27 protein-coding genes are annotated in these 24,265 nt (G+C 71.6%); 11 read left to right on the forward strand and 16 right to left on the reverse strand.

Features of this window, described 5'->3' with window-relative positions; genetic code table 11:
* Positions 1 to 33 precede the first annotated feature (33 nt).
* Positions 34 to 1,530, reverse strand: a complete 1,497-nt coding sequence (locus AC3EUV_RS24170; RefSeq protein ID WP_432143319.1) for an alpha/beta hydrolase — start codon at positions 1,528 to 1,530, stop codon at positions 34 to 36.
* 385 nt (positions 1,531 to 1,915) lie between these two features.
* Here AC3EUV_RS24170 and AC3EUV_RS24175 point away from each other — a divergent pair, with 385 nt between their 5' ends.
* From AC3EUV_RS24175 to AC3EUV_RS24190, 4 genes are all read left to right on the forward strand, one after another.
* Positions 1,916 to 2,755 (forward strand): histone protein, encoded by an 840-nt coding sequence (locus AC3EUV_RS24175; protein WP_432143318.1) that lies wholly within the window; start codon positions 1,916 to 1,918, stop codon positions 2,753 to 2,755.
* A 6-nt stretch (positions 2,756 to 2,761) separates the two neighbouring features.
* A complete protein-coding gene (locus tag AC3EUV_RS24180) occupies positions 2,762 to 3,748 on the forward strand; it encodes an SRPBCC family protein (protein WP_432143317.1) in 987 nt (328 codons plus the stop codon).
* A complete protein-coding gene (locus AC3EUV_RS24185) occupies positions 3,745 to 4,608 on the forward strand; it encodes a Rieske (2Fe-2S) protein (RefSeq protein ID WP_432143316.1) in 864 nt (287 codons plus the stop codon). Before AC3EUV_RS24180 ends, AC3EUV_RS24185 begins: the two co-directional genes overlap by 4 nt.
* A gap of 147 nt (positions 4,609 to 4,755) precedes the next feature.
* Positions 4,756 to 5,724, forward strand: coding sequence for an SDR family NAD(P)-dependent oxidoreductase (locus tag AC3EUV_RS24190; protein ID WP_432143315.1), 969 nt, complete (start codon positions 4,756 to 4,758; stop codon positions 5,722 to 5,724).
* 198 nt (positions 5,725 to 5,922) lie between these two features.
* Here the strand turns inward: AC3EUV_RS24190 and AC3EUV_RS24195 are convergent, their stop codons facing one another.
* From AC3EUV_RS24195 to AC3EUV_RS24235, 9 genes are all read right to left on the reverse strand, one after another.
* Positions 5,923 to 6,096 carry a CsbD family protein gene (locus AC3EUV_RS24195; RefSeq protein WP_432143314.1) on the reverse strand — a complete coding sequence of 58 codons (174 nt, stop codon included), beginning with the start codon at positions 6,094 to 6,096 and terminating at the stop codon, positions 5,923 to 5,925.
* 12 nt (positions 6,097 to 6,108) lie between these two features.
* Positions 6,109 to 6,522: a gas vesicle protein K gene (locus AC3EUV_RS24200; protein WP_432143313.1), complete on the reverse strand. Its 414-nt coding sequence runs from the start codon at positions 6,520 to 6,522 to the stop codon at positions 6,109 to 6,111.
* Positions 6,512 to 6,760 (reverse strand): gas vesicle protein, encoded by a 249-nt coding sequence (locus tag AC3EUV_RS24205; protein ID WP_432143312.1) that lies wholly within the window; start codon positions 6,758 to 6,760, stop codon positions 6,512 to 6,514. The genes AC3EUV_RS24200 and AC3EUV_RS24205 overlap by 11 nt, the downstream gene beginning before the upstream one ends.
* Positions 6,757 to 7,578 carry a GvpL/GvpF family gas vesicle protein gene (locus tag AC3EUV_RS24210; RefSeq protein ID WP_432143311.1) on the reverse strand — a complete coding sequence of 274 codons (822 nt, stop codon included), beginning with the start codon at positions 7,576 to 7,578 and terminating at the stop codon, positions 6,757 to 6,759. Before AC3EUV_RS24210 ends, AC3EUV_RS24205 begins: the two co-directional genes overlap by 4 nt.
* Positions 7,575 to 8,090, reverse strand: a complete 516-nt coding sequence (locus AC3EUV_RS24215) for a gas vesicle protein (RefSeq protein ID WP_432143370.1) — start codon at positions 8,088 to 8,090, stop codon at positions 7,575 to 7,577. Before AC3EUV_RS24215 ends, AC3EUV_RS24210 begins: the two co-directional genes overlap by 4 nt.
* A 99-nt stretch (positions 8,091 to 8,189) precedes the next feature.
* Positions 8,190 to 8,441, reverse strand: a complete 252-nt coding sequence (locus AC3EUV_RS24220) for a gas vesicle protein GvpG (RefSeq protein ID WP_387249115.1) — start codon at positions 8,439 to 8,441, stop codon at positions 8,190 to 8,192.
* 9 nt (positions 8,442 to 8,450) lie between these two features.
* Positions 8,451 to 9,164: a GvpL/GvpF family gas vesicle protein gene (locus tag AC3EUV_RS24225; RefSeq protein ID WP_432143310.1), complete on the reverse strand. Its 714-nt coding sequence runs from the start codon at positions 9,162 to 9,164 to the stop codon at positions 8,451 to 8,453.
* 3 nt (positions 9,165 to 9,167) lie between these two features.
* Positions 9,168 to 9,623 (reverse strand): gas vesicle structural protein GvpA, encoded by a 456-nt coding sequence (locus tag AC3EUV_RS24230; protein ID WP_432143309.1) that lies wholly within the window; start codon positions 9,621 to 9,623, stop codon positions 9,168 to 9,170.
* Positions 9,624 to 9,709: 86 nt separating this feature from the next.
* Complete coding sequence (locus AC3EUV_RS24235; protein WP_432143308.1) at positions 9,710 to 10,135, reverse strand: gas vesicle protein GvpO; 426 nt, start codon at positions 10,133 to 10,135, stop codon at positions 9,710 to 9,712.
* 268 nt (positions 10,136 to 10,403) lie between these two features.
* On the opposite strand from AC3EUV_RS24235, the gene AC3EUV_RS24240 reads away from it, so the two are divergent.
* Positions 10,404 to 12,539 (forward strand): SpoIIE family protein phosphatase, encoded by a 2,136-nt coding sequence (locus tag AC3EUV_RS24240; protein ID WP_435603889.1) that lies wholly within the window; start codon positions 10,404 to 10,406, stop codon positions 12,537 to 12,539.
* 105 nt (positions 12,540 to 12,644) lie between these two features.
* Here the strand turns inward: AC3EUV_RS24240 and AC3EUV_RS24245 are convergent, their stop codons facing one another.
* The 4 genes from AC3EUV_RS24245 to AC3EUV_RS24260 form a co-directional block, all read right to left on the reverse strand.
* Entirely contained in the window at positions 12,645 to 14,273 is a 1,629-nt protein-coding gene (locus tag AC3EUV_RS24245) for a phytoene desaturase family protein (RefSeq protein ID WP_435603890.1), read from the reverse strand.
* 48 nt (positions 14,274 to 14,321) lie between these two features.
* Entirely contained in the window at positions 14,322 to 14,777 is a 456-nt protein-coding gene (locus tag AC3EUV_RS24250) for an SRPBCC family protein (protein WP_432143305.1), read from the reverse strand.
* Between the two features lie 113 nt (positions 14,778 to 14,890).
* A complete protein-coding gene (locus tag AC3EUV_RS24255; protein WP_435603891.1) occupies positions 14,891 to 15,040 on the reverse strand; it encodes a hypothetical protein in 150 nt (49 codons plus the stop codon).
* A gap of 32 nt (positions 15,041 to 15,072) precedes the next feature.
* Positions 15,073 to 17,358 (reverse strand): bifunctional glycosyltransferase/CDP-glycerol:glycerophosphate glycerophosphotransferase, encoded by a 2,286-nt coding sequence (locus AC3EUV_RS24260; protein WP_435603892.1) that lies wholly within the window; start codon positions 17,356 to 17,358, stop codon positions 15,073 to 15,075.
* 514 nt (positions 17,359 to 17,872) lie between these two features.
* Here AC3EUV_RS24260 and dhaK point away from each other — a divergent pair.
* From dhaK to dhaM, 3 genes are all read left to right on the forward strand, one after another.
* Positions 17,873 to 18,865 (forward strand): dihydroxyacetone kinase subunit DhaK, encoded by a 993-nt coding sequence (dhaK, locus tag AC3EUV_RS24265; protein ID WP_432143302.1) that lies wholly within the window; start codon positions 17,873 to 17,875, stop codon positions 18,863 to 18,865.
* 79 nt (positions 18,866 to 18,944) lie between these two features.
* Positions 18,945 to 19,541, forward strand: coding sequence for a dihydroxyacetone kinase subunit DhaL (gene dhaL / locus AC3EUV_RS24270; RefSeq protein WP_432143369.1), 597 nt, complete (start codon positions 18,945 to 18,947; stop codon positions 19,539 to 19,541).
* Entirely contained in the window at positions 19,538 to 19,978 is a 441-nt protein-coding gene (dhaM, locus tag AC3EUV_RS24275; protein ID WP_042160350.1) for a dihydroxyacetone kinase phosphoryl donor subunit DhaM, read from the forward strand. Before dhaL ends, dhaM begins: the two co-directional genes overlap by 4 nt.
* A gap of 32 nt (positions 19,979 to 20,010) precedes the next feature.
* On the opposite strand, the gene AC3EUV_RS24280 is transcribed toward dhaM, so the two are convergent.
* A complete protein-coding gene (locus AC3EUV_RS24280) occupies positions 20,011 to 20,829 on the reverse strand; it encodes an SAM-dependent methyltransferase (protein ID WP_432143301.1) in 819 nt (272 codons plus the stop codon).
* A gap of 380 nt (positions 20,830 to 21,209) precedes the next feature.
* Here AC3EUV_RS24280 and AC3EUV_RS24285 point away from each other — a divergent pair, with 380 nt between their 5' ends.
* Complete coding sequence (locus tag AC3EUV_RS24285) at positions 21,210 to 21,854, forward strand: RNA polymerase sigma factor (RefSeq protein ID WP_432143300.1); 645 nt, start codon at positions 21,210 to 21,212, stop codon at positions 21,852 to 21,854.
* A gap of 2 nt (positions 21,855 to 21,856) precedes the next feature.
* Positions 21,857 to 22,609 carry a hypothetical protein gene (locus AC3EUV_RS24290; RefSeq protein ID WP_432143299.1) on the forward strand — a complete coding sequence of 251 codons (753 nt, stop codon included), beginning with the start codon at positions 21,857 to 21,859 and terminating at the stop codon, positions 22,607 to 22,609.
* Between the two features lie 61 nt (positions 22,610 to 22,670).
* Here the strand turns inward: AC3EUV_RS24290 and AC3EUV_RS24295 are convergent, their stop codons facing one another.
* On the reverse strand, positions 22,671 to 23,093 hold the full coding sequence (locus AC3EUV_RS24295) for an STAS domain-containing protein (RefSeq protein ID WP_432143298.1): 423 nt from the start codon (positions 23,091 to 23,093) through the stop codon (positions 22,671 to 22,673).
* 308 nt (positions 23,094 to 23,401) lie between these two features.
* Here AC3EUV_RS24295 and AC3EUV_RS24300 point away from each other — a divergent pair, with 308 nt between their 5' ends.
* Positions 23,402 to 24,163 (forward strand): DeoR/GlpR family DNA-binding transcription regulator, encoded by a 762-nt coding sequence (locus AC3EUV_RS24300; protein ID WP_432143297.1) that lies wholly within the window; start codon positions 23,402 to 23,404, stop codon positions 24,161 to 24,163.
* The last annotated feature ends 102 nt before the right edge of the window (positions 24,164 to 24,265 follow it).

Here is a 24,265-nt window from a genome sequence, read left to right on the forward strand (position 1 = left end):
ATGCGGCCTTCGTTCCGCCGTCGGGCCGGCTCTTCAGCCGCAGGACGTACCGGGCTTCGGCAGGACCCCGTTCAGCAGGAAGTCGTCGACATGGCGCTGCACACAGAGGTCTCCGGTGGTGTAGGCGGCATGTCCCTCCCCGTGGAAGGTCAGCACGACACTGGAATTGCCCAGCTCACGGGCCATGTTGAAGGCACCCTCGTAGGGCGTCGCCGGGTCGTTGCTGGTCGCGACGAGCAGCAGGGGCGGCGCACCGGGCGCGGCGACCTCGCGGGAGGAGTCGTCGCCCGCCACCGGCCAGTCGTAGCAGTCCAGCAGGAGCGGGGCGATGTCCGGGCCGAAGAGCGGGGATGCCTTGGTGAGTTCGCGCTCCGCCCGGGGGTAGTCGTCGGCGCCATAGCGTTCCGAGGTGTCCCGGCACGAGATCGCCCGGAGGGCCAGCTGGTCCTGCGGCGGTAGCTCGTCCCGCCCGACCTGCGGTGCCGGGACCGTACGGGCGGCGCTGCCGCCGCCGCTCTCGCTCAGACGGAGGATCCCGGCGGCGTCGCCCCGCCGCAGCTGCGCCAGCGCCTGGCGCAGCGCCGGCCAGTCGCTTCTGCTGTACAGGGCCTCCCGCAAGGCATACACATAGGTGGTCTCATCCACCGTCTCCCCCTTCACCTTCATCGGCCGTTCGCTCAACTCCTGGTACCACGTGCGCAGTTGCTCCTGTGCCCCGCGCTTGTCGGTGCCCAGCGGGCAGTCCGCGCTCTGGAGGCAGTCGGCGGCGAAGTCGTCCAGCGCCCGCTGGAAGCCCCGGGCCTGGGCCAGTGCGGTCTGCCAGGTGTTCTTGGTCGGGTCCTCGACGCTGTCCAGGACCATCCGGCCGACCTTGTCGGGGAACTCATGGGCGTATACCGCGCCCAGCTTGCTGCCGTAGGAGAATCCCAGGTAGTTGAGCTTGTCGTTGCCGACGGCGGCGCGCAGTACGTCCATGTCCCGGGCGACATCGGGGGTGCCGACCCAGCGCAGCAGCCCGCCGGAGTACCGGCCGCAGGCCTCGTTGATGCGCTTCTCCTTCGTCGCGAGGGTGTCGTTGCCGCCGGTGGCGAGTTTGCTGCCGCAGGAGATGGGTTCGGTGTGGCCGGTGCCGCGCGGGTCGAAGCTGACGATGTCGTAGCGCTGGTTCAGCCGGGCGAAGGCGCTGCCGCTGTCGATCAGATAGTTGACGCCGGAAGCACCCGGCCCGCCGGGGTTGATCACCAGTGAGCCGAGGTGCGCGCCGGGCCCGGTCGCCTTCAGCCGGATCAGCTGGACCTGCATCGTGCTCCGCCCGGGGTTGGCGTAGTCCCGCGGCACCTCCATCCGGGCGCACTCCAGGCGTTCCCGGAAGCCGGGCGGCTGGGAGGCGCCGTCGCTCTGCGCGCCGTTCCGGAGGACCTGACCACAGGGCTCCCAGGACAGTGTCTGCTGGTAGAACGGCGTCAGCCGCGGGTCATCGACGGCCCCCGCGGCCGGAGTTCCCGCGAAGACACAGAGCAGCGCCACCACCGCTGCCAGGGCCGACAGCCGCAGCGATGTCAGGCACCGGCGAACACACCGCGCTCCCCCTACTCCCACACGAGACGGTGCACGGCGTGTTCCCGGCATATTCCGAGCCTAGGGCCGTTGCGGAGGTCCCGCACACCTGCCGTGCGCCCGCCGCCGTGGCCCCTCTCCCGGGTCGGCGACGACCGACGGTCACGGCGCCATGACCCGGCCACCCAGCGGGACCGGGCCCTCTCACAGCGTGGTCCCGGGGGGCCTTTCAGCCCGCTCAAGATGCGGAGGTCACGACTCCGATCACTCTGGAGAGTAGGGCAGAACGATGCCATCGCGTGGCGGGGCCCTGCACAGACGTCCATCGATTGCACGGCCGGGAAAAGGTGACGTACCCATGAACGACGGAACCAAGGTCCTGCTGGCCGCCGCCCTGGCCGGTGGCTATGTGCTGGGCCGGACGAAGAAGGGCCGGTTCGCGCTCACCGCGGCGTCCTACATCGCCGGGCGTCAATTCGGGCTCGAACCACGCCAGCTCGTGGCCCAGGGGATGCGCAAGCTCAGTGAGATCCCCCAGGTCGCAGAGCTGGGGGACCAGCTGCGCGGAGAGGTGCTGGACGTCGGACGGAAGGCCCTGACGACCGCGGCCAACCGCCGTCTGGAGACGCTCGCCGACACCCTCCACGACCGTACCCGCGCGCTGGAATTCGGCCCGGAGGAGGAAGAGGAAGGGGAGGAGGAAGAGGGGGAATTCGAGTATGACGAGGAGGAAGAGCCGGAGGAGGAAGAGGAGGAGCCCGAGGAGGAAGAGGAGCCGGAAGAGGAGTACGACGAGGGCGAGGGTGCGGAGGAGGAGCCCGAGGAGGAGGAAGAGGAACCCGAGGAGCGGCCGCGCCGGCGAACGCCACGAGCCGCCGCACGGAAGCAGGGTGGTCCGCCCGCCAAGAAGGCCGCCGGGAAGCAGGCGGCCGCCGGCCGGAAGACCGCGGCAAAGAAGACGGCCGCGAAGAAGACAGCCGCGAAGAAGACAGCCAAGAAGGCGGCCCCGGCAAAGAAGACCGCCGCGAAGAAGACGGCAGCGAAGAAGACCGCGGGCAAGACGACCGCGGCAAAGAAGACGGCAGGCAAGGCCGCCGCCAAGAAGGCTCCCGCGAAGAAGACTGCCGCGCAGAAAAAGGCAGCTCCTGCGAAGAAGAGTGCCAAGAAGACAGCATCGCGCGTCGAGCGCCGGAGGTAACCGGTCATGGCCAAGACGGGACAGGACAACGTGGGCTCGGGCCTCGATCGGCTGCGAGAGGAACTGGGGAACTACGCGACGCAATGGGTGGGGAACCTGGCCGAAAAGGCCGGCGACAAACTGACGGATGTGACCGGACAGCTCGCCGATGTCGCCGAGAACGGCGGATCGATGTCCAAGATCGCGGGCAATCTCCTGGGCGGTGACTCGCCCATCAAGGCCGCCGTCAAGGGGACGGCGGAGAACGTCAAGGACACCGTTGCCGGAAAGGCCAAGGAGCTCTTCGGCGGCGGAAAGGGAAAGCGCAAATCGGGGGACCAGAAGGTCACCAACATCATCGAAGTCCTCGACGTCGGGGTGCCGCTGCGCACCGCCTACGACCACTGGACGCAGTACGAGAAGTTCAGCGGCTTCACCAAGGGCGTCCGCAATGTGTCGATGCACGATGAGACGACCAGTGACTGGAAGGCCAAGGTCGGTCCGTCGACACGGGGCTGGAAGGCCACCGTCCAGGAGCAGGTGCCGGACGAACGCATCATCTGGACGTCCGAGGGCGCCAAGGGAACGACCCGCGGTGCCGTCAGCTTCCACGAACTGGCGCCCAATCTGACCCGCATCGTGCTGGTCGTCGAGTATTACGCCTCGGGATTCTTCGAGAAGACCGCCAATATCTGGCGCGCCCAGGGCCGGCGACTGCGGCTGGACTTCAAGCACTTCCAGCGCTACGTCACGCTCACCGACGAAGAGCCGGAGGGCTGGCGCGGCGAAATCCGCGAGGGCGAGGTCGTACGGACCCACGAAGAGGCCATCGAGGACGAAGAGGCCGAGGAACGCGAGGGCGAAGAGCGCGAAGGCGAGGACGAGGAGTACGACGAGGACGGCGAGTACGAGGACGAAGCCGCGGACGAGGACGAGGAAGGCGAGGAGGAAGAGGAGGACGAGGACGGCGAATGGGATGAGGAAGAGGAAGACGAGGAGGCGGAGGAGGAATGAGCTCCGCACTCGTGAAATCACTTGACTCGCTGGGCCGTTGGGAGCAGCTGGACGCCGTGATCGGCCCGGTGCAGCGGGTGGTGCGCGGCCTGCCCCTGGGGCGTTTCCGCGATGTGCTGCACGGCCTGCCGATCGGTCATCCGCTGCACCCGGCGCTGGTGCAGCTGCCGATGGGCGCCTGGATGTCCGCCGCGGTGCTGGACACCGTCCCGGGCACCCGGCGCGGCGCCCGCCTCCTGGTGGGGGTGGGCGTCCTGTCGGCCGTACCGGCCGCATGGGCCGGCTGGGTGGACTGGGCCGAGCAGCACGAGGACCAGATGCGTACCGGGCTGGTGCATGCGGGGTCGATGGCCCTGGCCATCGGCCTGTACGCGAGGTCCTGGGTGCAGCGCGGCCGCGGCAGCACCGTGCGCGGCAAGCTGCTCGGGTTCGCCGGGCTGTCCGTGGCCGGCGCCGGCGGCCTGCTCGGCGGGCATCTCGCCTTCCGGCAGGCGGCGGGCCCCAACAAGGCGGAGCCGGTACCCCATCTGCTGGAGGAGGGCTGGCACCCCGTGGGCCGGGTGGAGGACTTCCCGGTCGGTGAGGCCGTGCGCCGGGAGCTGGGTGAAGTGCCGTTGCTGGTGGTGCGTCAGACGGGCGGTGAGATCCATGTGCTCGCCGGGCGGTGCAGCCATCTGTCCGGACCGCTGACGGACGGCACCCTCGCCGACGGCTGTGTGACCTGCCCCTGGCACGGCAGCGTCTTCCGGCTGGCGGACGGCGCGAACCTCGCCGGCCCCGCGACCGCTCCCCAGCCCTCCTTCCGGGTGAGAGTGGAGGGTGACGGCACCGTGTACGTGCAGTTGCCCGGCGCGGGCTGAGCCGTTCGGGCGAACGCCCTGTTCAGCGGCCGTACGCCAGGCCCGCGGCGGCGTCGCCCGCTACCGTCGAAGAGTGTGCGCGGCCGGCCCCGCCCCGTGGGGCCGCGCCCCGTCCGTGCCGATCCGCGTCCAGTGGAAGGGCTCATCATGCGTGTGCTTCCGGCCGCTCCCCCGATCGGAGGGCTCACCGCTGTCGTCACCGGCGGCTCGCGGGGGCTCGGGCTGCTCCTGGCCCGGCAGCTGTTGCGGCGCGGCTGCGATGTCGTGCTGCTGGCCAGGGACGAGGCCGAGCTCGGCAGGGCCGTCGGCAAGCTGAGGCAGTGGGGCGGCGGGACGGTGCGTGCCGTGGTGTGCGATGTGCGGGACCGTACGGCGGTGCAGGACCGTCTCACGGAGATCGCCGGGGAGCACGGCGGGCTGGACATCGTCATCGCCAACGCCGGCATCATCCAGGTCGGCCCCGCCGACGCGCTGGGCTCCGACGGTTTCGACGAGACGATGGACTCCGTCTTCAACGGGGCGCTGAACACCGCGCTCGCCGCCCTCCCTCATCTGCGGCGCAGCCCGGCCGGCGGCCGGCTGGCGCTCGTCGGTTCGGTCGGCGGCCTGCTGGCGGTGCCGCATCTGCTGCCGTACTCCTGCGCCAAGTCCGCGGTGGCCGCGCTGGCCGAAGGGCTGCATGCGGAAGAGGCCCCGCACGGTGTCACGGTGACCGCGGTGCACCCCGGTCTGATGCGCACGGGCTCCCATCTGCACGCCCTCTTCGGCGGGGACCGCCGCCGGGAGTACGCCTGGTTCTCGGCGCTGGCCGGGGCCCCGGTGCTGTCCATGAACGCCGAGCGGGCGGCGGAGCGCATCGTGACCGCGCTCCAGCGGCGGCGGCCCCGGATCGTGCTGACACCGGCGGCCAGGCTCGGCGCCACGGCGCACGGGCTGGCGCCGGTGACCACCACCCGGCTGGTGTCCGCGGTCGCCCGGGTGCTGCCCCGCAACGGTGCGCGTGGCACCGTCGACGGTTCGACGGTCGCCGCCGGGGAACGGCCACCGGCCCATCGGCTCCGCGGTGTCCTCGGCGCCCTCAACGAACGGGCGGCCGACCGCTTCAACCAGCGGTGAGGCCCGTACCGGCGGCGGGTGGCCGGGCCTGCGACGAAGGCCGGCTTCCCGGGCACCGGCTCCGCCAACGGGCTGTCCGAGGCGGGCCGGGCGGCCGCCGAGCAGGCGCGCCGGCAGCCCTGACCGGGGCGCCGCGGGTGGCACGCCCCAGGGCCCCGGCCCCGTCGTCGCGAAAGGGCGACGGCGGGGCCGCGGTGGTCAGTGCTTCAGAGTGTCCCGGCCCTTTTCCACCGCCTGCTTCATTTTCCCCAGAGCCTGTTCCGCTTTGCCTCGCCTGCGGAGACCTTTGTTTCCGAGGGCTCTCCCGGTCGTTTCCTTGGCCTTTCCCTCGACGATATGGCCGAGGTTCCTGGTCTTCTTCGCGATGCCCATGGCGTACTCCCTTCAGGGTTCTTCGGCGGGTGGCAGCAGGGTCCCGAGCGGCCCGAGATCCAAATTGAGGTCTTGCATCGTCAGCTCATAGCGGGCGCAGAGTTCCACCATCCGGTCGTGCAGAATCATCAGCGTCGCTCCCAGGCGTTCCTCCTGTTCCTCGGTGAGGTCCCCGGCGTCGACGCGTTGCAGGGCCTGGCGTTCCATCAGCTGCCGCAGCAGCTCGACCAGGGTGAGCACGAGCTTGATCAGATCCCGCTCCACCGTGTCGGGGTCGGCGCTGATCCGGTGCGCCGGATGCCGGGCCGCCGGGCCGCCGGGCGGCGGAATGTCCTGCGGTGCCGCGGGCAGCAGACGGAAGGCCCGGTCGGCCGCGTCGGCGACATCGTCGAACCGGTTGCCGGGCCGGCGGTTCTCAGCCGTCATGGTCGTCCCGTACCGAGGTGGTGAGGGCGGACCACGGGGAGGGGTTCTGTTCGCTGATGGAGACGATCAGGGCGCGCAGCGAGATACGGACGAGGTCGATATCGGCGATCGAGAGCACGACATCGCCGGTGAGGACCACGCCGCCGCTGAGCAGCCGGTCCAGCAGATCGATCAGCGCGATCTGCCGGTCCGGCAGCGGTTCGTCCGTCGTTGCCGGCGGCCCGCCCGCCGGCCTCATGGAGCGGCTCCCCGCACCGGTTCGGTCTCGGGCGGCGTGGCGAAGGAGTACGGGGCCCAGGGCCCGGTGACCTCCACCCGCACCCCGGACAGTCCCTCGGCGGCCCGGCTGACGTCCGCGCGGAAGCTCTCGGCCTGCCCGAGCGGCACGAGGTAGGCGTCGTTGACGACGTTCTCGCCCGGCCCGCGGGCGAGTTCGCCCTGCTGTACCCGGTGCTGGACCCGGTCGACCGCGTATCCGCGGGCGGCGGTCTCGACGCGCCGGGCGGCCTCTTCGGCGTCGCGGTAGGCGTCCTCCCGGGCGTGCCGCTGTGCCTTGCGGTGGCTGAGGTAGGCCCGTCCGGGGCTCAGGCCCGGGTCCGCGTCCGCGGGCGGCGGGGCCGGCCGGTCGGTGGGCGCGGGCGCCTCGGCATAGATCTTGACGCCCCACTCCGTGTGCGCGGCCAGCTCGGCCAGCCGCCCGGCGAACGCCTGCTGACGGGTCTCCAGCATGCGCCGCACCCGCTCGTCGTCGAGATACACCGTCGCCAGCCGGAGCGGCAGAACGGTGGTACGGGCGGCCAGCGCCTCGATCACCCGGTGATGGGCGCGGGCCACCGACTCCAGCCACTCCAGATCCTCCAAGTTGGCGCGCAGCGCGGCCTCTTGGAAGTCCTGTTCGGGCACCGGGCTCACGGCGACCACCACGTCACCGCGCTCCCCGGCCCGCACCAGATGCACCGGTGAGTCCGCGACCCCCGGCAGCCCGGCCAGCGCCTCCGCCAGCGATCCGCCGGCATCCCGCGCGACCGCGTACGCATAGCTGATGACCTCGGTCATGAGGTGTCCCGCCGCTTCTTGCTACGGGGGCGGGGCTCGGGCCGTTTGGCGCGGGTGCCACGGGTGGTGGTGGCGCGGCGGGCGGGACGGGGCTTGTCCTCCTCGTCCTCGGCTGCTGCCTCGCCCTCGTGCTCCCCTTCGTCCTCGTCCTCGTACGCGTACTCCTCCTCGTCCTCCTCCTCGGCCGCGGGCAGTTCGTCGCCCTCGCGCAGGGACCGGATCTCGGCGCGCAGCCGTTTGTTCTCGTCGGCGAGCGAGCGGTAGCCGTCGGACGCGCGGGAGGAGAGTGAGGGGTCGTGCTCCCACCAGTCGATGCCCATTTCCTTCGCCTTGTCCACCGAGGCGACCAGCAGGCGCAGTTTGATGGTGAGCAGTTCGATGTCCAGCAGGTTGATCTGGATGTCGCCGGCGATGACGATGCCCTTGTCCAGGACCCGCTCCAAGATGTCGGCAAGGTTGGCCGACGAGCCCTGCCCGCCGTACGGGCCGGCCCGGGACGGATAGTCGCCCATCCTCCTGGCGACGGGTTCGTTCACGGCCGCTGCACCTCGTTTCCCGGCGTTGCGACGGGAGCGCGGGGCGGCGCTCCCGTTCCGCGGCGGCCACCGCGGTCAGCTGTTGGTGCCCTGGGCATGGGCCCTGATCTCGTCCAGCCGGTCCAGCAGCTCGTCCTCGCGCCGGTCGAAGGTCTCCTCGGAGATCTCTCCGGCCAGCAGCGCGCGTTCGAGCTCGGCGAGCTCCCGCTCGATGGGTTCGGGGTCGTAGTACTCCTGCTCCGCGGCGTCCAGGGCGCGTTCCATGACCCAGGCCACGCCGCGCACCGGCGCCAGCGGAAGGGTGGCAAGGTGACTCAACAGGCCCATGGGGACCCCCTAAACGAAACTGTAGGCGGGCAGCGGGCCGAGCAGCCGGAGGTCGAAGTCCTCCCCCAGCTCCTCGGCGAGATCCCGCTGCGCACTGAGGAAGCTCTTCTCGTCGTCCTGCTCCACCAGGAAGGACACGCTCAGGAAGTCGTTCCCGGTCGGTGGTGAGAGCCGCTCCTCCCGGGCGAAGCCGCGCAGCGCGTCGAGGACTCCGGCGGCGAGCTGCTCCTGCCGTGCCTGCACTTCCTGGGAGACCATCTCACCGAGGGCGAGCGGGAGTTCGGGCGCGGCATTGCCGCTTCTGATCTGGTCGTTGAGCTGTCGTGCCTGATCCGACTCCGTGAGGATCTGCCGCAGCAGCGCATCCTCGTCCTGGGCGGCCTTCAGGTGGTATTCGACGCAGCCGTCCAACGCCTCCAGCCGCTCGGCGAATTCGTCCGCCCGCTCCTTCAGGACGGCCCGTACGGCCTCGTCGTCCGTGGTCGTGAAGCCGAACTGCAAGGGCAGGACCGTGCCGTCGTTCATCAGCCGTTCCTGGACGGCCTGGTGCGCGCCGAGGTCCCGGCGTTTGGGCCGCAGCTCCTCCGGGGCGTCGCTGACGACGGCGGACAGCTGCTTGCTCTGCACCGTGCGGAGGTCGGACGGGGGGTCTCCCACCCCGTGGAGGCCCTCCAGGTTCTGCGGATGGGTGGTCGCGAGGATGGAGTAGACGTAGACCGACATCCCTCACTCCTTTCGGCGCCGGGCCGGCCGGCGAGCGGACCGCTCGCGCCGCTCGGCGGGCTCCTTGCGCCTCGACTCGTGCTCCTCGTCGTCATCGCCGCCGCCCTTGAGGGCTTCGGTCACCGCTTCCGCGGCGCCGGACAGCGCGCCCTTCGCCTTGCCGTGCGAGCCACCCTCGGTCACCTCACCGACGAGGTCGGTCAGCTGGGAGGGTGCCTTGCGTCCCGCCTCCAGGTCGAGGCGGTTGCAGGCCTCGGCGAAGCGCAGGTAGGTGTCGACGCTGGCGACGACGATGCGGGCGTCGATCTTGAGGATCTCGATGCCCACCAACGACACACGCACAAAGGCGTCGATCACCAGACCGCGGTCCAGGATCAGATCGAGGATGTCGTAGAGGTTTCCGGAGCCCGCGCCGCCACCTGCGGCAACGGTCCCTCCGCTTTGCGGCACCACAGTCACGGTGCCTCCCTTCACCGGCTCGCTCCGGCCTGGGGAGCGGCCGTCTCGTTCCCCCGGCGAACGTTCCTGGGTGGCTTCCCGGGGCCCTATCGGCGGTCGATCTGGCCGCGGGTGTAGCGGCGGGTGCGCTCGTACGCCACCAGTTCGCCTTCCTTGTCCAGCATCACCCGGTAGGTCGCCATCACGCTGGTCGTCCCGGGGACGCGTTCCAGCTCCAGGACCTCCACGTCCGCCTGCCAGCCGTCCTCTGTCGGCTGCACCGCGGAGACGGACTCGGGAGCCCGCCCCAGCAGTTCCTTGAGCTGGTCCGCCGCGTACCGCATGGCACGTGGCGCCGAAACACGACGGCCCGTGCGCGGTTCGCTGTCGCTTTCGCTCTCGCGGTGGCCGGCCCGGACACTGCTCGCGCTTTTGGCGGTCTTTTTGACGGTCTTCTTGGCGGTCTTCTTGGCGGTCTTTTTGTGGGACGGACGCCGGACTCGTTCGGTCTCGTCCTCTTCGCCTGTGGCCATGTTCCTCTCCGAAATCGGAGGCGACATGCTGCCCGCGCCACTACAAAGAGGCGCCACTTCATGATACGCGGCTTGAGCTGAGCGCATCTTGGAGCCGAAGTGCCTGGTCCCGAGGCTGCGGGTACCGGCCCGGCAGCGAGTGCCGGGGCCCGGTGAGCGGCGTAACGTCAGCACTGCCCCGGAGAGACGTCATGACGGTCTCGGCACGGGGAGCAACCGGCGGGCCGGAGTGGGTCTCGATGGCACGACGACAGTGCGCAGGTGCGCGATGACCGGCGAGGCCGGTCCCGGCCCGGCGGGCGACCCGGTGGGCCGGGCGCTGCTGCGTGCGATGGAGGAGGCCGGGGCGTCCGTCGGCGGGGTCTATGTGCTGGCGGCCGACGCGCCGGTCCTCCAGCTGACCGTCATGAGCGGGGTACCGGCGCCGTTCCTGGCGCCGTGGGACCGGGTCGCGCTGGCAGCCCCCATCCCGGTCGCCGTCGCCACCCACGAGCAGCGCCTGGTGTGGGCGGGCGGCCAGCAGCAGATGGCCCGCGACTTCCCGCGGACGGCGGTGGCGGTGCCCTACGACTTCTCGCTGGCGGCGGCCCCGGTCAGCAGCCCGGCCGGCAGCCTGGGCGCCTTGCTGCTGCTGTGGCCCGCCGGCCATCCGTCCGAGCTGTCGACGGCGGAACGCGACGCGGTGACGGCCGCGTGCCGGCGACTGGCGGCGCTGCTGGCCCGGCACCCCCGGCCCGACGGCTCCGGTCCGTCCGAGGCGCCGCGGGTCCTCACGCCGCCGCCGGCGCGGTCCGTGGGCCCGGCCGAGGCGCTGGCGGCGGCCGACTACCTGGAGCGGCTGCCCGGCGGCTGCTGCGCCCTCGACCTGGAAGGACGGATCACCCTGGTCACGCGGGGCGCGGTGGAGCTGCTCGGCGAGGCGGGCACCCGGCTGATCGGCGCGCGCCCCTGGGAGGCGCTGCCGTGGCTGCGCGACCCGGCCTTCGAGGACCGCTACCGCGCCGCGGTGATCAGCCGCCGTCCGACGTCGTTCACCGCCAGCCGGCCGCCGCACCACTGGCTCACCTTCCGGCTCTTCCCGGACAGCAGAGGTCTGAGCGTGTGGATCAGCCCGTCGGACAAGGACTACGGCCCGGTGGCGCCCGCACCCGCGCCAGGGGAGGCCGTGCCGGTGCGGGCCGGGCAGATCTACCACGTGCTGCATCTCGCAGCGGCCCTCACCGAGGCCGTGGGCACGCAGGATGTGGTCGATCTCGTCGCCGACCAGATCGTGCCGGCGTTCGGCGCCCAAGGCATGCTCATGTACGTGGCGGAGGCGGGCCGGCTGCGGACCATCGGGCATCGCGGCTACCCCGCCGAGGCGGTCGCCGCCTTCGAAGGGGTCGCCCTCGGCGCCGCCAACAGCCCCGCCGTCCACGCCCTCGCCACCGGGGAGCCCCGCTTCTTCTCGTCCCCCGAGGAGATCGAGCACGACTACCCGGGACTGCCGCGGCTGACCGGCAAGGCGGCGCGGGCCGTGCTGCCGCTGATCGTGTCCGGCCGCCCGGTCGGCTGCTGCATCCTCGCGTACACCCGGGCCCGCACCTTCAGCCTGGAGGAACGCCAGGTCCTGACCTCACTGGCGGGGCTGATCGCCCAGGCGCTGGACCGCGCCCGCCTGTACGACACCAAGCAGCAGCTGGCGCACGATCTCCAGGCCGGCCTGCTGCCGCACGGGCTGCCCCCGGTGCCGGGGTTCGCCGTCGCCGCCCGTTACCTGCCGTCGACCCGCGGTATGGACATCGGTGGCGACTTCTACGATCTGATCCGCCTCAACGAGCACAGCGTCGCCGCCGTCATCGGTGACGTCCAGGGCCACAACGCGGCGGCGGCCGCCCTCATGGGGCAGGTCCGCACCGCCGTCCGCGCCTACGCCACCGCCGGGGCCGCGCCGGACGAGGTGCTGGCCCGTACGAACCGGCTGCTGACCGACCTGGATCCGGGGCTGTTCACCAGCTGTCTGTACGTCCACATCGACCTGCCCACCCGCCGGGCGCGGCTGGCCGGCGCCGGCCATCCCCCGCCGCTGCTGCGCCACCCCGACCGGCACACCACGGTGCTGCATGTCCCCCCGGGGCTGCTGCTGGGCATCGAGCCCGGGGCCCGGTACTCCGCCACGGAGGTCACCCTGCCGCCGCGGTCCGTCCTGGCGCTCTACACCGACGGCCTGATCGAAACGCCGGGGACCGATCCGGACCTCTCCGTCGCCGACCTGGCCGCACGCCTCAACGACGCACCGCCCCTGAGCCCGGACCGGCTCGCCGACTCCCTCCTGGAGAACCGGCACGGCGACGTGGACCGGCAGGACGATGTGGCCCTGATGCTGCTGGCGGCGCTGCCGGCCGGACCGGTCACTCCGGATTGAGCCCTGACCGGTCACTCCGGCTTGCGCCCTGGGGTCCGAGTGGGGGCCGGCAGCGGACGGGCTCCGAAGTGCCCGGCATGGGAGGGAGTTTGGCGTCCCGTCACTTCAACCCTCCGGCGCGCCCAGTGCTGCACCGCCGCGCTGGAGTGCGCGCTGTGCCCGGCTGAGGACGCGGGCCGGTACGCGGGTGCGCAGCGCCGCGCGGGCCGCGTTGGCGCCGGGGGCGCCGTGCACCCCGCCGCCCGGATGGGCCCCGGCGGAGGCCAGGTAGAGGCCCGCCACGGGGGTTTCCGGACGGGCGAGACCCGGCAGCGGACGGAACACCAGCTGCTGGTGGAGGGCGGCCGTACCGCCGTTGAGGGCGCCCCCGTGCAGATTGGCGTCCAGCGCCTCCAGCGTGGGCGGGGCGAGGATCCGGCGCGCCTTGATCCGGGACCGGAAGCCCGGTGCGAAGCGCTCGACCTGCTCCTCCAGCCGGTCCGCCATCGCTTCCTGGTCCCCCTGGCCCCAGGCGCCGCCGATCCCCTGCTCCCCCGCGTCGCCCCGGATCCGGTGGGGTACGTGGGTGTAGGCCCAGGCCGCCTCGGTGCCGGGCGGGGAGCGGGTGGCGTCGGCGGTGGTCATCTGGCCGAACAGCGCGAACGGGCGGTCGGGCACCTGGCCCGCGGCGATCTGGGCGGTGAAGCGGGTGAGTTCGTCCATGCCGTCGGCCAGATGCACGGTGCCCGCGGTGGCGGCGGCCGCGGCGGTCCACGGCACCGGGCCGCCGAGCGCCCAGTCCACCTTGAAGGTGGCGAAGTCCCATTGGAAGCGCCGCAGTTCCGCCGTCAGCCCTCCGGGGAGGTGCCGGGAGTCGACCAGCCGGCCGTACAGGGCGGGCACGGACACATCCGCCAGTACGGCGCGGCGGCCCGGCACCATCTCACCGATCGCGGTCCGCACTGCCACCGCGCGCCCGGAGCGTACGACGATCTCATCGACCCGCTCCCCGCAGCGCAGCACCCCGCCGCGGCGGTACAGCCGCCGCACCAGGGCGGAGGTGAGCGACTGGGCACCACCGGCCGGTACCGGAAAGCCGTAGTGCTGGCCGAGCATCGACATCAGCCATCCGAAGCCGCCACTGCCGGTGGCCTCGGGGGCGAGGTCGGCGTGCAGGGCGTTGCCCGCCAGCAGCAGCCGGCCCGCCTCGCCCTGGAACTCCTCCTCGCCCAGGCGCCGTACGGGCAGCAGCATCATCCGCGCCAGCCGCAGCCCGCCGGCACCGCGGAGCCGGGCGGCGAGCCGGGCCAGGACACGCAGCGGCGGGAAGGGGGTGAACAGTGCGTCGAGGAGGTCGCCGCCGACCCGGTCCCAGAGGTCGCACAGTTCCTGCCAGGCCGCGCCGTCGCCGGTGCCGAAGGTCTCCAGTCCCGCCGCCGTGCCGGCCGTGGCGCGGCCCAGCAGCGCGCAGCGGCCGTCGGTCAGCGGATGGGCCAGCACCTGGGGCGCGTGACTCCAGACCAGCCCCTCTTCGTAGAGGTTCAGGGCGGCGAGGACCGGGGAGGCGACGGCCAGCGGATAGAACGAACTGCACAGGTCGTTGACGAAGTCGGGGTGCACCGCACGGTCGCTGCGGACCGCGCCGCCCGGCTCCTCCTGCTCCTCCAGCACCTCCACGCTCCACCCGGCGTCGGCCAGCAGGTTCGCCGCGACAAGTCCATTGGGCCCGGCACCGATCACCACTGCGTCCGGCATCGCTGCCTCCTGTTCGCCTGGCCGTGGTGCACCCGGCGGGGCGGCGGTTCAGGCTCCGCCGGGTGTACGGACCGGGGCCTCTTCGGCCACCTCGGCGAGCCTGCTGAGCATGCTGCGGTGGCGCAGCTGAAGCAGCAGGTCGAGCGCGGCGTTGTGCAGCCGTCCGCCCGGTCCGGCCAGGGGGTGTTCGTCGACGATGACCAGGGAATCGGCGCCCCAGGGACGCACCTCGACGGAGATCCGGGCGGTGCCCAGCCGGCCGCTGTCCACCTCCAGTTCGAGGGTGCGCGGCGGATCGCTGTGGCGGACGACGGTGTGCCCGGCGGCCTCCCAGGGCCCCAGGCGCACGGTGTATTCGAGCGAGGCACCGACCTCCGGCCAGTCGCCGTCCTTCGGCCGCGAACGCGCGGTGCCGACCACCCAGTCCTGGTAGCGGGAGCGGTCGGCGAGCACCGCCCACAGCTCCTCGGGCGACCGCCTGATCAGCTGGTGTCGTACGGCCACGAGCCTTCCACCGCCTCACCGCATCCGGTCGCCGGCTTCCTCACCCAGCGTAGAGCGCGCTCCCTGGGCCGGCCTCCCGAGCGGGACGCGCGCCCTCCGCCCTGCCGGGGCGGTCACCGGCGGACCCGGTCGGGGCCGCGGCCGGGGCCGGGCCGGGGCGCGGGCTCGGGATCCGGGGCGGGGACCGGCGGCGGCTGGGGCTTGGGGTGGACGGGGTCCAGCGGGCCCGGCGGTGGCGGGTCGGGCACCTCGTGACGCTGCATGTGCCGGCTCCTTCCGGTCGCCTCATGGTGGTTCACCGCTGCGGGTGCCCGGTCCGCGTCCGCTCACACCTGGCCTCGGCCGGGGACGGCGGGACGGTGCGCTCGGACAGCGGAAGCGGCGCCGGGAGCAGTTCCGGGTTGCCGAGGAAGGCCCGGTTGACCACCCGCTCGGCGGCGTGGCCGTCGTCCCACATGCAGAAGCGGGCGCGGAAGGCGGCCCGCAGCCCGGCGGCCTCGGTGCCGTTCCAGCGGCCGCTGCGGAACGCCTCGATCAGCTCGTCCTCGCTGGTGGCGACGATCCCCGGGGTGTCTCCCGGCTTTCCTGACAGCAGGTCGAAGGTGACCCCGCGGGAGCGGACATACGTCTCCCAGTCGTCGGCGTAGTTGATGACCGGCCGGTCGAGGTTGGCGTAATCGAACATGATCGACGAGTAGTCCGTGATCAGCGCGTCCGCGGCGAGGCACAGTTCCTCGACCGACGGGTGCCGGGAGACATCGATCAGCGCACCCTCCTCCTGGAGCTTCTGAAGGTGCGGGTTCTGACCGTAGAAGTAGTGCGTACGGACCAGCAGGACGATGTCCGGGCCGAGTTCGCGGGTGAGCTTCGCCAGGTCCAGCTGCGGCACATAGCCGACTTGGTAGTCGCGCACCGTCGGGGCGTAGAGGACGGCGGTGCTGCCGGGGGCGATCCCCAGCCGCTCCCGGATCTCCAGGATTTCCCGGGCCCCGGTCCGGAAGAACACATCATTGCGCGGATAACCGGCGTCGATGGACTCGAAGCTACAGGGATAGACCCGCTCCCACTGCTCACTCGTGTGCCGGTTGGAAGAGACCGACAGGTCCCAGCGGTCGGCCCGTTCAAGCAGCTTGCGCATGCTCATTCCCTTGGCGGCGGCCGGATACTTCTGCTGGTCGATGCCCATGCGCTTGAGCGGGGTGCCGTGATGGGTCTGTATATGGACCTGGCCCTTGCGCTTGACCACGTCGTCGGCGAAGTTGACGTTGTTGACGAAGTACTTCGCGCGCGCCATCAATTCCCAGTAGCGCCGGCTGTTGACGACGACGTGGTCCATACCGTCCGGCACGGTGTCCACGACGTCCTCGCGCACGACCCACACCCCGTGCAGCTGCGGGGCCAGTTCCCTGGCCTTTTCGTAGATCGCCAGCGGATTGCAGGACGGGGTGCGATTCCAATAGGCGCTGAAGACGGCGAGGTTCTGGTCGATGGGGCGCTTCAGCTGCATCCGGTAGAAGCTCGTCGCGGCCCGCTTGCTCATGGCGCGCTGGGCCTTGTGCAGGCGCTGCTGACCGCTCTTCCGGGTACGGCTGGCCAGATTCAGCGCCTGGAAGACACGGTAAGAACCGCGTTCCAGCGCCTGGAACTGGAGGGCGTCGACCTCCGGGGGCGGGGTGAATCCCGCGGGCTTGTGCCGCCGGTACATCGCCACGGAACGGCGGAAGAATTCCGGCCGGTCCTGCACGTGCACCCGGCTCTCCCGCGCACCGGTGAACAGGAAGTGGCTGACCATACGCTCGAAGAACAGCGGCCGCAGATGATCGAGGTCCGGCCGGCCGTCGAGGAAGTCGAAGAGCCGCTGGTACTGGTCGAATATCGTGAAGTGCTTGCGGCCCGGCGTCTTCATGGAATTGCCGTGCCGGCGCTGGCGGTATTCCACACAGGCGTGGTCCATGCACACGGCACGCTCGGCGGTGAGCATCGTCGTATAGACCATGAGGGCGTCCTCGTAGAGCCCGTCGGTGTACCGGAATCCGTTGTCCACGAAGAAGTCACGCCGGAAGGCACGGTTCCACACCACCGCGAACATATGCAGGAACTCGGTGCGTTCGGCGGGCTTGAAGACCTCCTTTCCGGCCTCGGCGAGGAGCTCCCGGACGGCACTCGGCTTGACCGCGTGCCACCAGTAGGTCCGTACGTGGTCGAAGAGCAGCAGGTCCGGGTCCGCCGCTTCTCCCAGCCGCTCGGCCATGGCCCGCAGCGCGCCCGCGGTGAAGGTGTCGTCACTGTCGAGGAACAGCAGATAGTCGCCGCGCGCCCGCTGTACGCCGGTGTTCCGGGCCGCGCCGATGCCACCGTTCTCCTCGTGGCGCACGTGGATCACCCGCGGGTCGCGGGCGGCGAACTCCGCCAGGATCTCGCCACTGCGGTCCGGCGAGCAGTCGTCGACCGCGATGACCTCGAAGTCGGAGAAGTCCTGCGCCAGCAGCGAGTTCAGGCACGCGCGAAGGTAGCCCTGCACGTTGTAGACCGGAACGATGATGCTGAAGCGCGGGGCGGATCCGCGGCCCGTCTCGGGCATGTCGGGGTTGCTCCTCGAAGCTGTCGGCCTCAAGACGAAGGCCGGGAGTTTTCTTGACGGGGAGTGGGATCCCCGACGACCCCAAATGGTTGTGCCCGAACTACGCAAAATTCCTGTTGTGTCCCTCACAGGCCATCGCCGGCGGGGGTCGCGCGAGCGGATCGCTTCGGCCGGCGCGTCCCTGGATCATCCAGATGGCAGAGCAGCCCGCCCGCTCCGCCCCGTCGCGCCCCTCGGGTGAACACCACGCCCAGCGAAACGACACCCGTACGTAACAACACCGCCGGAACGCTCGCGGTCGGATACTGGAGCCACCGGGTACAGGCACAGTCGAAGCCGCACGGAACGCTCCTGGCAATCCCTCAGAAGGGTCAGCACGAAGTCGGCATCCGTAGTGCCGGACCCCTTCCCCCGCCGTCCAGAGACCGCCAAGATCGATAGCCATGCATCACCAATGCCTGACCTGGGCAAACGCCGGTCAGCGACCCGATTGCCAGCTCACCAGGAGGTACCCATGAAGATGCTGATCAACGTCGCCGAAACCGTGGTCGCGGATGCGCTGCGCGGGATGGCGGCGGCGCACCCCGAGCTGGTGGTGGATGCCGAGAACCGGGTGATCGTGCGGCGCGACGCGCCGGTGGCGGAGAAGGTGGCGCTGGTGTCCGGGGGCGGCAGTGGGCACGAGCCGCTGCACGGGGGATTCGTGGGGCCCGGCATGCTGGACGCCGCCTGTCCGGGTGAGGTCTTCACCTCGCCGGTGCCCGATCAGATGGTGCGGGCCGCGGCGGCCGTGGACAGTGGCCAGGGCGTGCTGTTCCTCGTGAAGAACTACACGGGGGACGTCCTCAATTTCCAGATGGCGGCGGAGCTGGCGGAGGACGAGGGGGTGCAGGTGGCCAGTGTGCTCATCGATGACGATGTCGCGGTGACCGACTCGACGTTCACGGCGGGGCGGCGCGGCACCGGGGCGACCCTCTTCGTGGAGAAGATCGCCGGTGCCGCGGCCGAGGAGGGCATGCCGCTGGAGCGGGTGGAGGCGCTGGCCCGGCAGGTCGTGGCGTCCTCGCGCAGCTTCGGGGTGGCGCTGAGTGCCTGTACGACGCCGGCGAAGGGCAGCCCGACGTTCGATCTTCCGGCCGGGGAGCTGGAGTTGGGGGTCGGGATCCACGGTGAGCCGGGGCGCGAGCGCCGCGCGATGATGACCTCGCGGGAGATCGCGGACTTCGCGGTGGACGCGATCCTGGAGGATCTGGATCCGCGGCTGCCGGTGCTGGTGCTGGTCAACGGCATGGGGGCGACCCCGCTGCTGGAGCTGTACGGATTCAACGCGGAGGTCCGCCGGGTGCTGGACGAGCGGGGCGTGGCGGTGGCTCGCACGCTCGTCGGGAACTATGTGACGTCGCTGGACATGGCGGGCTGCTCGGTGACGCTGTGCCAGGTCGACGGGGAGCTGCTGCGGCTGTGGGACGCGCCGGTGCAGACGGCGGGGCTTCGCTGGGGACGGTGAGCGGGCTCCGGACCCGTTCCCCCATCGCTTTCTTACTCAGTGCCTGAACAACCAAGGAGAGTAGTCCGTGTCCGAAACGGTGCTGGATGCCGCGTTCTTCGTACGCTGGATGACGGCGGCCGCCGCCGTCATCGACCGGGAGGCCGACCGGCTCACCGAGCTGGACTCACCCATCGGTGACGCCGACCACGGCAGGAACATGCAGCGCGGCTTCACGGCCGTGGTCAAGGTACTGGAGACAGAGCCGCCGGTGACGCCCGGCGCCGTCCTGACCGCCGCCGGACGACAGTTGATCTCCAGTGTGGGCGGGGCGTCCGGGCCGCTCTACGGGACGCTGCTGCGGCGCGCCGGCAAGACGCTGGGCGAGGCGCCGCAGGTCTCGGCACAGGAGCTGCGGTCGGCGCTGGCCGCCGGGGTGACCGCGGTGGGGCAGCTCGGCGGTTCGGCGCCGGGCGACAAGACGATGCTCGATGCGCTGACGCCCGGGGTCACGGCGCTGGCGGACTCCTTCGACGCGGCGGCCGCGGCCGCCCAGGAGGGTGCGCTGGCCACCGTGCCGATGCAGGCCAGAAAGGGCCGGGCGAGCTATCTGGGAGAACGCAGCATCGGACATCAGGATCCGGGGGCGACGTCCTCGGCGCTGCTGTTCGCGGCGCTCGCGGAGGTGGCCAAGTGAGCACGGGGACGGCGAACGGGACGGCCGGCGGCGAGGGCGCGCGGGTCGGGGTGGTGCTGGTGTCCCACAGCGGGCCGGTCGCGGAGTCGGTGGCGACGCTGGCGGTCGGGCTGGCCGGGGGCGGGGACACGGTGCCGGTGGCCGCCGCGGGCGGTACCCCGGACGGCGGTCTCGGCACGAGTGCGGAGCTGATCACCGAGGCGGCGCGGTCGGTGGACCGTGGTGCGGGGGTGGCGGTCCTGGTCGACCTGGGCAGCGCCGTGCTGACCGTGAAGGCACTGATCGCCGAGGGGGACGAACTCCCCGAGGGCGCACGGCTGGTGGACGCGCCGTTCGTGGAGGGTGCGGTGGCCGCCGTGGTCACCGCGTCCGCCGGGGCGGATCTGGACGCGGTCGCGGCGGCGGCCGGGGAGGCGTACGGCTACCGCAAGGAGTGAAATCCGCGTGGGAGGCCGCCGGCCGCGCCCGCTCAGGGTTTGCGGGCGACGCCCGCGTAGCAGGCGGCCTCCGCGTCGGTGACATGGGTGGCGTCCTCGGGGCGGTCGGGGCGCCACTGGTGGGAGAGGGTGAGGCCCGGTTCCAGCAGCTCCCAGCCGTCGAAGAAGCGCAGGACCTCGGCGCGGGAGCGGAACTGGAGCCGGGTGCCCATATCGCCGTAGATCTGGACGATCTTCCGCATCGCCTCGGGGCTGAAGTCCGGTGTGGCATGGCTCAGCGCCAGGGTGCTGCCGCTGGGCAGTGCGGCCTTGAGGGTCTCGACGATGGTGTGGGCGCGGTCCTCGCCGTCGTCGGGGACGAAGTGCATCAGGGCGTTCAGGCTGAGCGCGACCGGGCGGGTCAGGTCCAGGGTGTCCACGAGCCGGGGCGCGGTGAGGATGCCCTCGGGGTCGTTGACATCGGCCTGGACGTACGCCGTGCGGCCCTCGGGGGTGCTCAGCAGCAGGGCCGCGGCGTGCGCGAGGACGATCGGGTCGTTGTCGGTGTAGACGACCCGGGCGTCGGGGGCGATGCCCTGGGCGAGGTCGTGGAGGTTCGGCGGGGTGGGGATGCCGGTGCCGATGTCGAGGAACTGCCGCAGACCGGCGGCGGCGAGGAACCGGGTGGCACGGTGCATGAACTCGCGGTTGATACGGGCGGCGACCAGCGCGGCGGGGAAGACGCCCAGCACGCTCCCGGCGGCCATCCGGTCGGCCAGGAAGTTGGTCTTGCCGCCCAGGAAGTAGTCATAGATCCGGGACGAGTGGGCCCGGTCCAGCTGTAGGTCCACCACGGAATCGTGCTCGCTCATCGTGCGCTGCCTCCCCAATCCGGCATCCCGCCCGGCGCCTCCCCCGCGCACCATGATGCCCGCTCCGTACGCCGCGCGCCGCCGACAGCGCGCCAAACGCCTTCGTACGCCCGGCTGTTGACGTGTGGAGCCCCGTATGCCCGGATCATTCCGGAGCTCGCCGACGGGTCCCATGACGGGCGGCCATGCCGCGGTCATGCGCGGTCACATGCCTCTGTCATGCGTAGTCATATGAATACGCAGCGGCAGATTTTTGCCCTGCCGATGCCACAAACGGGCTCACTTTCCGGTTCATTGGAAGGTGAGAGCAACCGCTCTCCCGCTGCCGGCGGCGCCTCGGCGCCCGGCTCGGTGCATGTCCAACGGAACGAGGACCGTTCGTGAGCGCAGACCGGGACCGACCGCCGCCGGCGTGCGCTCCGGCGCATGTCCGTACCGCGGAGTTATCGCCACTCCCCCGCTGTTCGCTCCCGGCCTCCGCATCGGACCCGCTCGACCACCGGCTGTCGATCACCTTCGAGGCGTTTCTGGCCACCCATGCACGGAAGTGGCTGACCTACGCCTATCTGCACACGGGCAGCCAGGCCGCGGCCCGTGAGGTCACCCGGGCCGCGTACGGGCAGCTCGGCCGGCTGTGGCCGCACGCGCTGCGGCAGGCGTCGGTGGAGGCGTACGCCTGGTCGGTCCTGAAGGAACGGGTCGTGGAGTGGCTGTACGACCACCAGCAGCCCACCGCGCTCACCGAGACCGCCGCCTTCGCCGTCGTCACCCATGCCCTGCTGCGCGAGTGCCAGCAGCAATTCGCGATGCTGGAAAGCCAGTTGGGGCTGTACGCGGCGATCGCCCGGCTGCCGGAGCGGCAGTGCGATGTGATCGTGCTGCGCCATGTCATCGGGTACAGCGACGCCCAGATCGGCTCGCTGCTCGGCGTCGACGAAGTCACCGTCCGCTCCTATGCGAGCCGCGGCAAGCGCAAGCTCGCCGCCGCGCTCGGTATCGATCAGGGAAACGCAAGGGGGAACTGACCATGTGGCACACCCGCCCCGCCGACCGCCGGGAGACCGTGGAGACACTGCTCAGCGCGGCCGCGGCGGTATCCGGAATCGATGATCTGGCCGGGTTCCGCGACCTCGATGACGCGGGCGCGCTCCGTTGCCTCGGCGCGTCCCCGCGCACGGAGACGGCGGCCGCGGACGGCCGTCCGACGGCGGTCCGGACGGTCCGGGCCGACCAGGGCGCACCCAGCACCTATCCCAGCGCCCGGGACGAGGCCACCCATGAGCTCCAGCTGGCCTGTGCGCTGGTCGTCAATGCCGCGGCGGCCGCGGCGAGTCTGGAACGGCTGGTCGACGACCATCACATCGACCCCGAGGGCGCGCTGGTCTTCGCCTGTCTGCTGCACATCACCGGGCGGACCGACGCGGCGCACTTCTGGTGGCACTTCGGCGCCGGCGCCGGCAGCCGGACGGCCGCCTACTGCCTGTATCTCTCGCACCGCCGCAACGGCGAGTACCGCGACGCCGCCTACTGGCGCGAGCAGGCCGCCCACGCGCCGGACGAGGAGCGCCGCTCGGTGGCCGCGTTCGACGAGAAGCAGCTGCTGCCGGACGCGGCCCGGCACAACCTCCTCGTCCAGTGGCACAGCGGGCTCGCCCCGACGCTGCCGACCGCGCTGGAGAATGTGATCAACCGTCTCGTCGTGGACAGCGACGACGAGGACTTCGGCGAGATTCCCCGCCCCTCCCCCACCCTCGTCCGGGACCTCGGCCGGGCCGAGTAGCCGGGCGCCCGCGCCCGTCGGAGGCCGGTGAGCGGCCCGGGACGACGGCGGGCCGCCCGGCTCAGATGTCGTCGGCCTCCGTGACCGGCTCCTCCACCGCGGGCGGCCACGCCGGGCGGCTGGCGTCGGGGACCGCGGTCAGCGCATGGCCGACGGTGGGGTAGCAGGAGAAGACGCTGAGGGACTGGGTGCCGACCAGCAGCCGCAGCATCCGTACGCCGAGCGAGGCCAGCAGCAGCCTGCCCTCCAGGCGCCGGCAGAGCCATTCCAGGGCCAGCAGGCAGCTCAGCCCGCGGGAGTCACAGAAGCGCAGCGCGGTCAGATCGAGCACCAGGAAGCGGTGTCCGGCCGAGACCACCTCCCGGGCCTCGGCCAGAAAGGCCTGTTCGGTACGGAGGTCCAGCTCTCCGCTCACCCGCAACACCGCACACTCTTCCGCCTGCACGATCGCAGTGACCGCCAACGACCGCATCTCCGAGCTCATGCCGTCCAGACTAAGCGCCGCCGCCGGCTGCACCACCGCGGTGGGCCGCGGGCGCACCACGGACCGCCGCGGACTCCGCCCCGGCCCGCCGCGCCCGGACGGACCCTCCCCGCGTGCCGTACGGGCACCCGTTCGTGCGTACGGCCAGGCTGACAGCGTTCGGAAGCGGGCGGAAACGGTCAGGTTTTTTGCCGCGACGGGCAGCCTGCGGCGCCGCTCCGGTTGCTATAAACCTGATGCGGGCGGAAACGGGCAACCTCGTGACCGAACGCAGACCGGAAGCACACAGAAAGCGGCAGGAGTGAGCCATGAGGGCCGAGGAACGACAGCATCGCCTCCTCGCGCTCGCCCGGCAGTCCGGCCGGATCGAGGTCGCCGAGGCCGCGGCGGAATTCGGGGTCGCCCGGGAAACCGTCCGGCGCGATCTGAGCGAGCTGGAGCGCCGGGGCCTGGTCCGGCGTACGCACGGCGCGGCGTACCCGGTCGAGAGCGCCGGGTTCGAGACCACGCTGGCCCGGCGGGAGACCCAGCAGGTGGACGAGAAGCGCCGGATCGCGGCCGCCGCCGCGGCGCTGGTCGGCGAGGCCGAGACGGTGTTCGTCGACGAGGGCTACACCCCGGAGCTGGTCGCCACGCTGCTGCCCACCGACCGCCCGCTGACTGTGATCACCGCCTCGCTGCGGACCGCCTCGCTGGTCGCGGCCTCCGAATCCACCACCGTTCTGCTGGCCGGCGGCCGGGTCCGCTCCGGGACGCAGGCGACGGTGGGGTCCTGGGCCCGGGACATGCTCGCCCGGTTCGTGATCGACCTGGCGTTCCTGGGGGCGAACGGCGTCTCCCGGGAGCACGGTCTGACCACCCCGGATCCGGCGGTCGCCGAGGTGAAGGAGCAGGCCGTCCGCTCCTCGCGGCGGCGGGTGCTGGTCGGGGTGCACAGCAAATTCGGCGCCAGCAGTTTCTGCCGGTTCGCCGAGGTACGTGACTTCGACACGATCGTCACCGACGCGGGGCTGTCCGCGCCGGAGGCGCATCGCTACTCGCTCCTGGGGCCGCAGGTGCTCCGGGTCTGACCGCGGCCGGAGCCGCCGGACGACCGGCCCCGCACCGCAACGCCACATCCCCCACAGCTGACCGCCGAAGGCCGGGCCCGCACCGCCGGCCGTCGGACGGCT

It is taken from the genome of Streptomyces sp. bgisy130, from assembly GCF_057708345.1.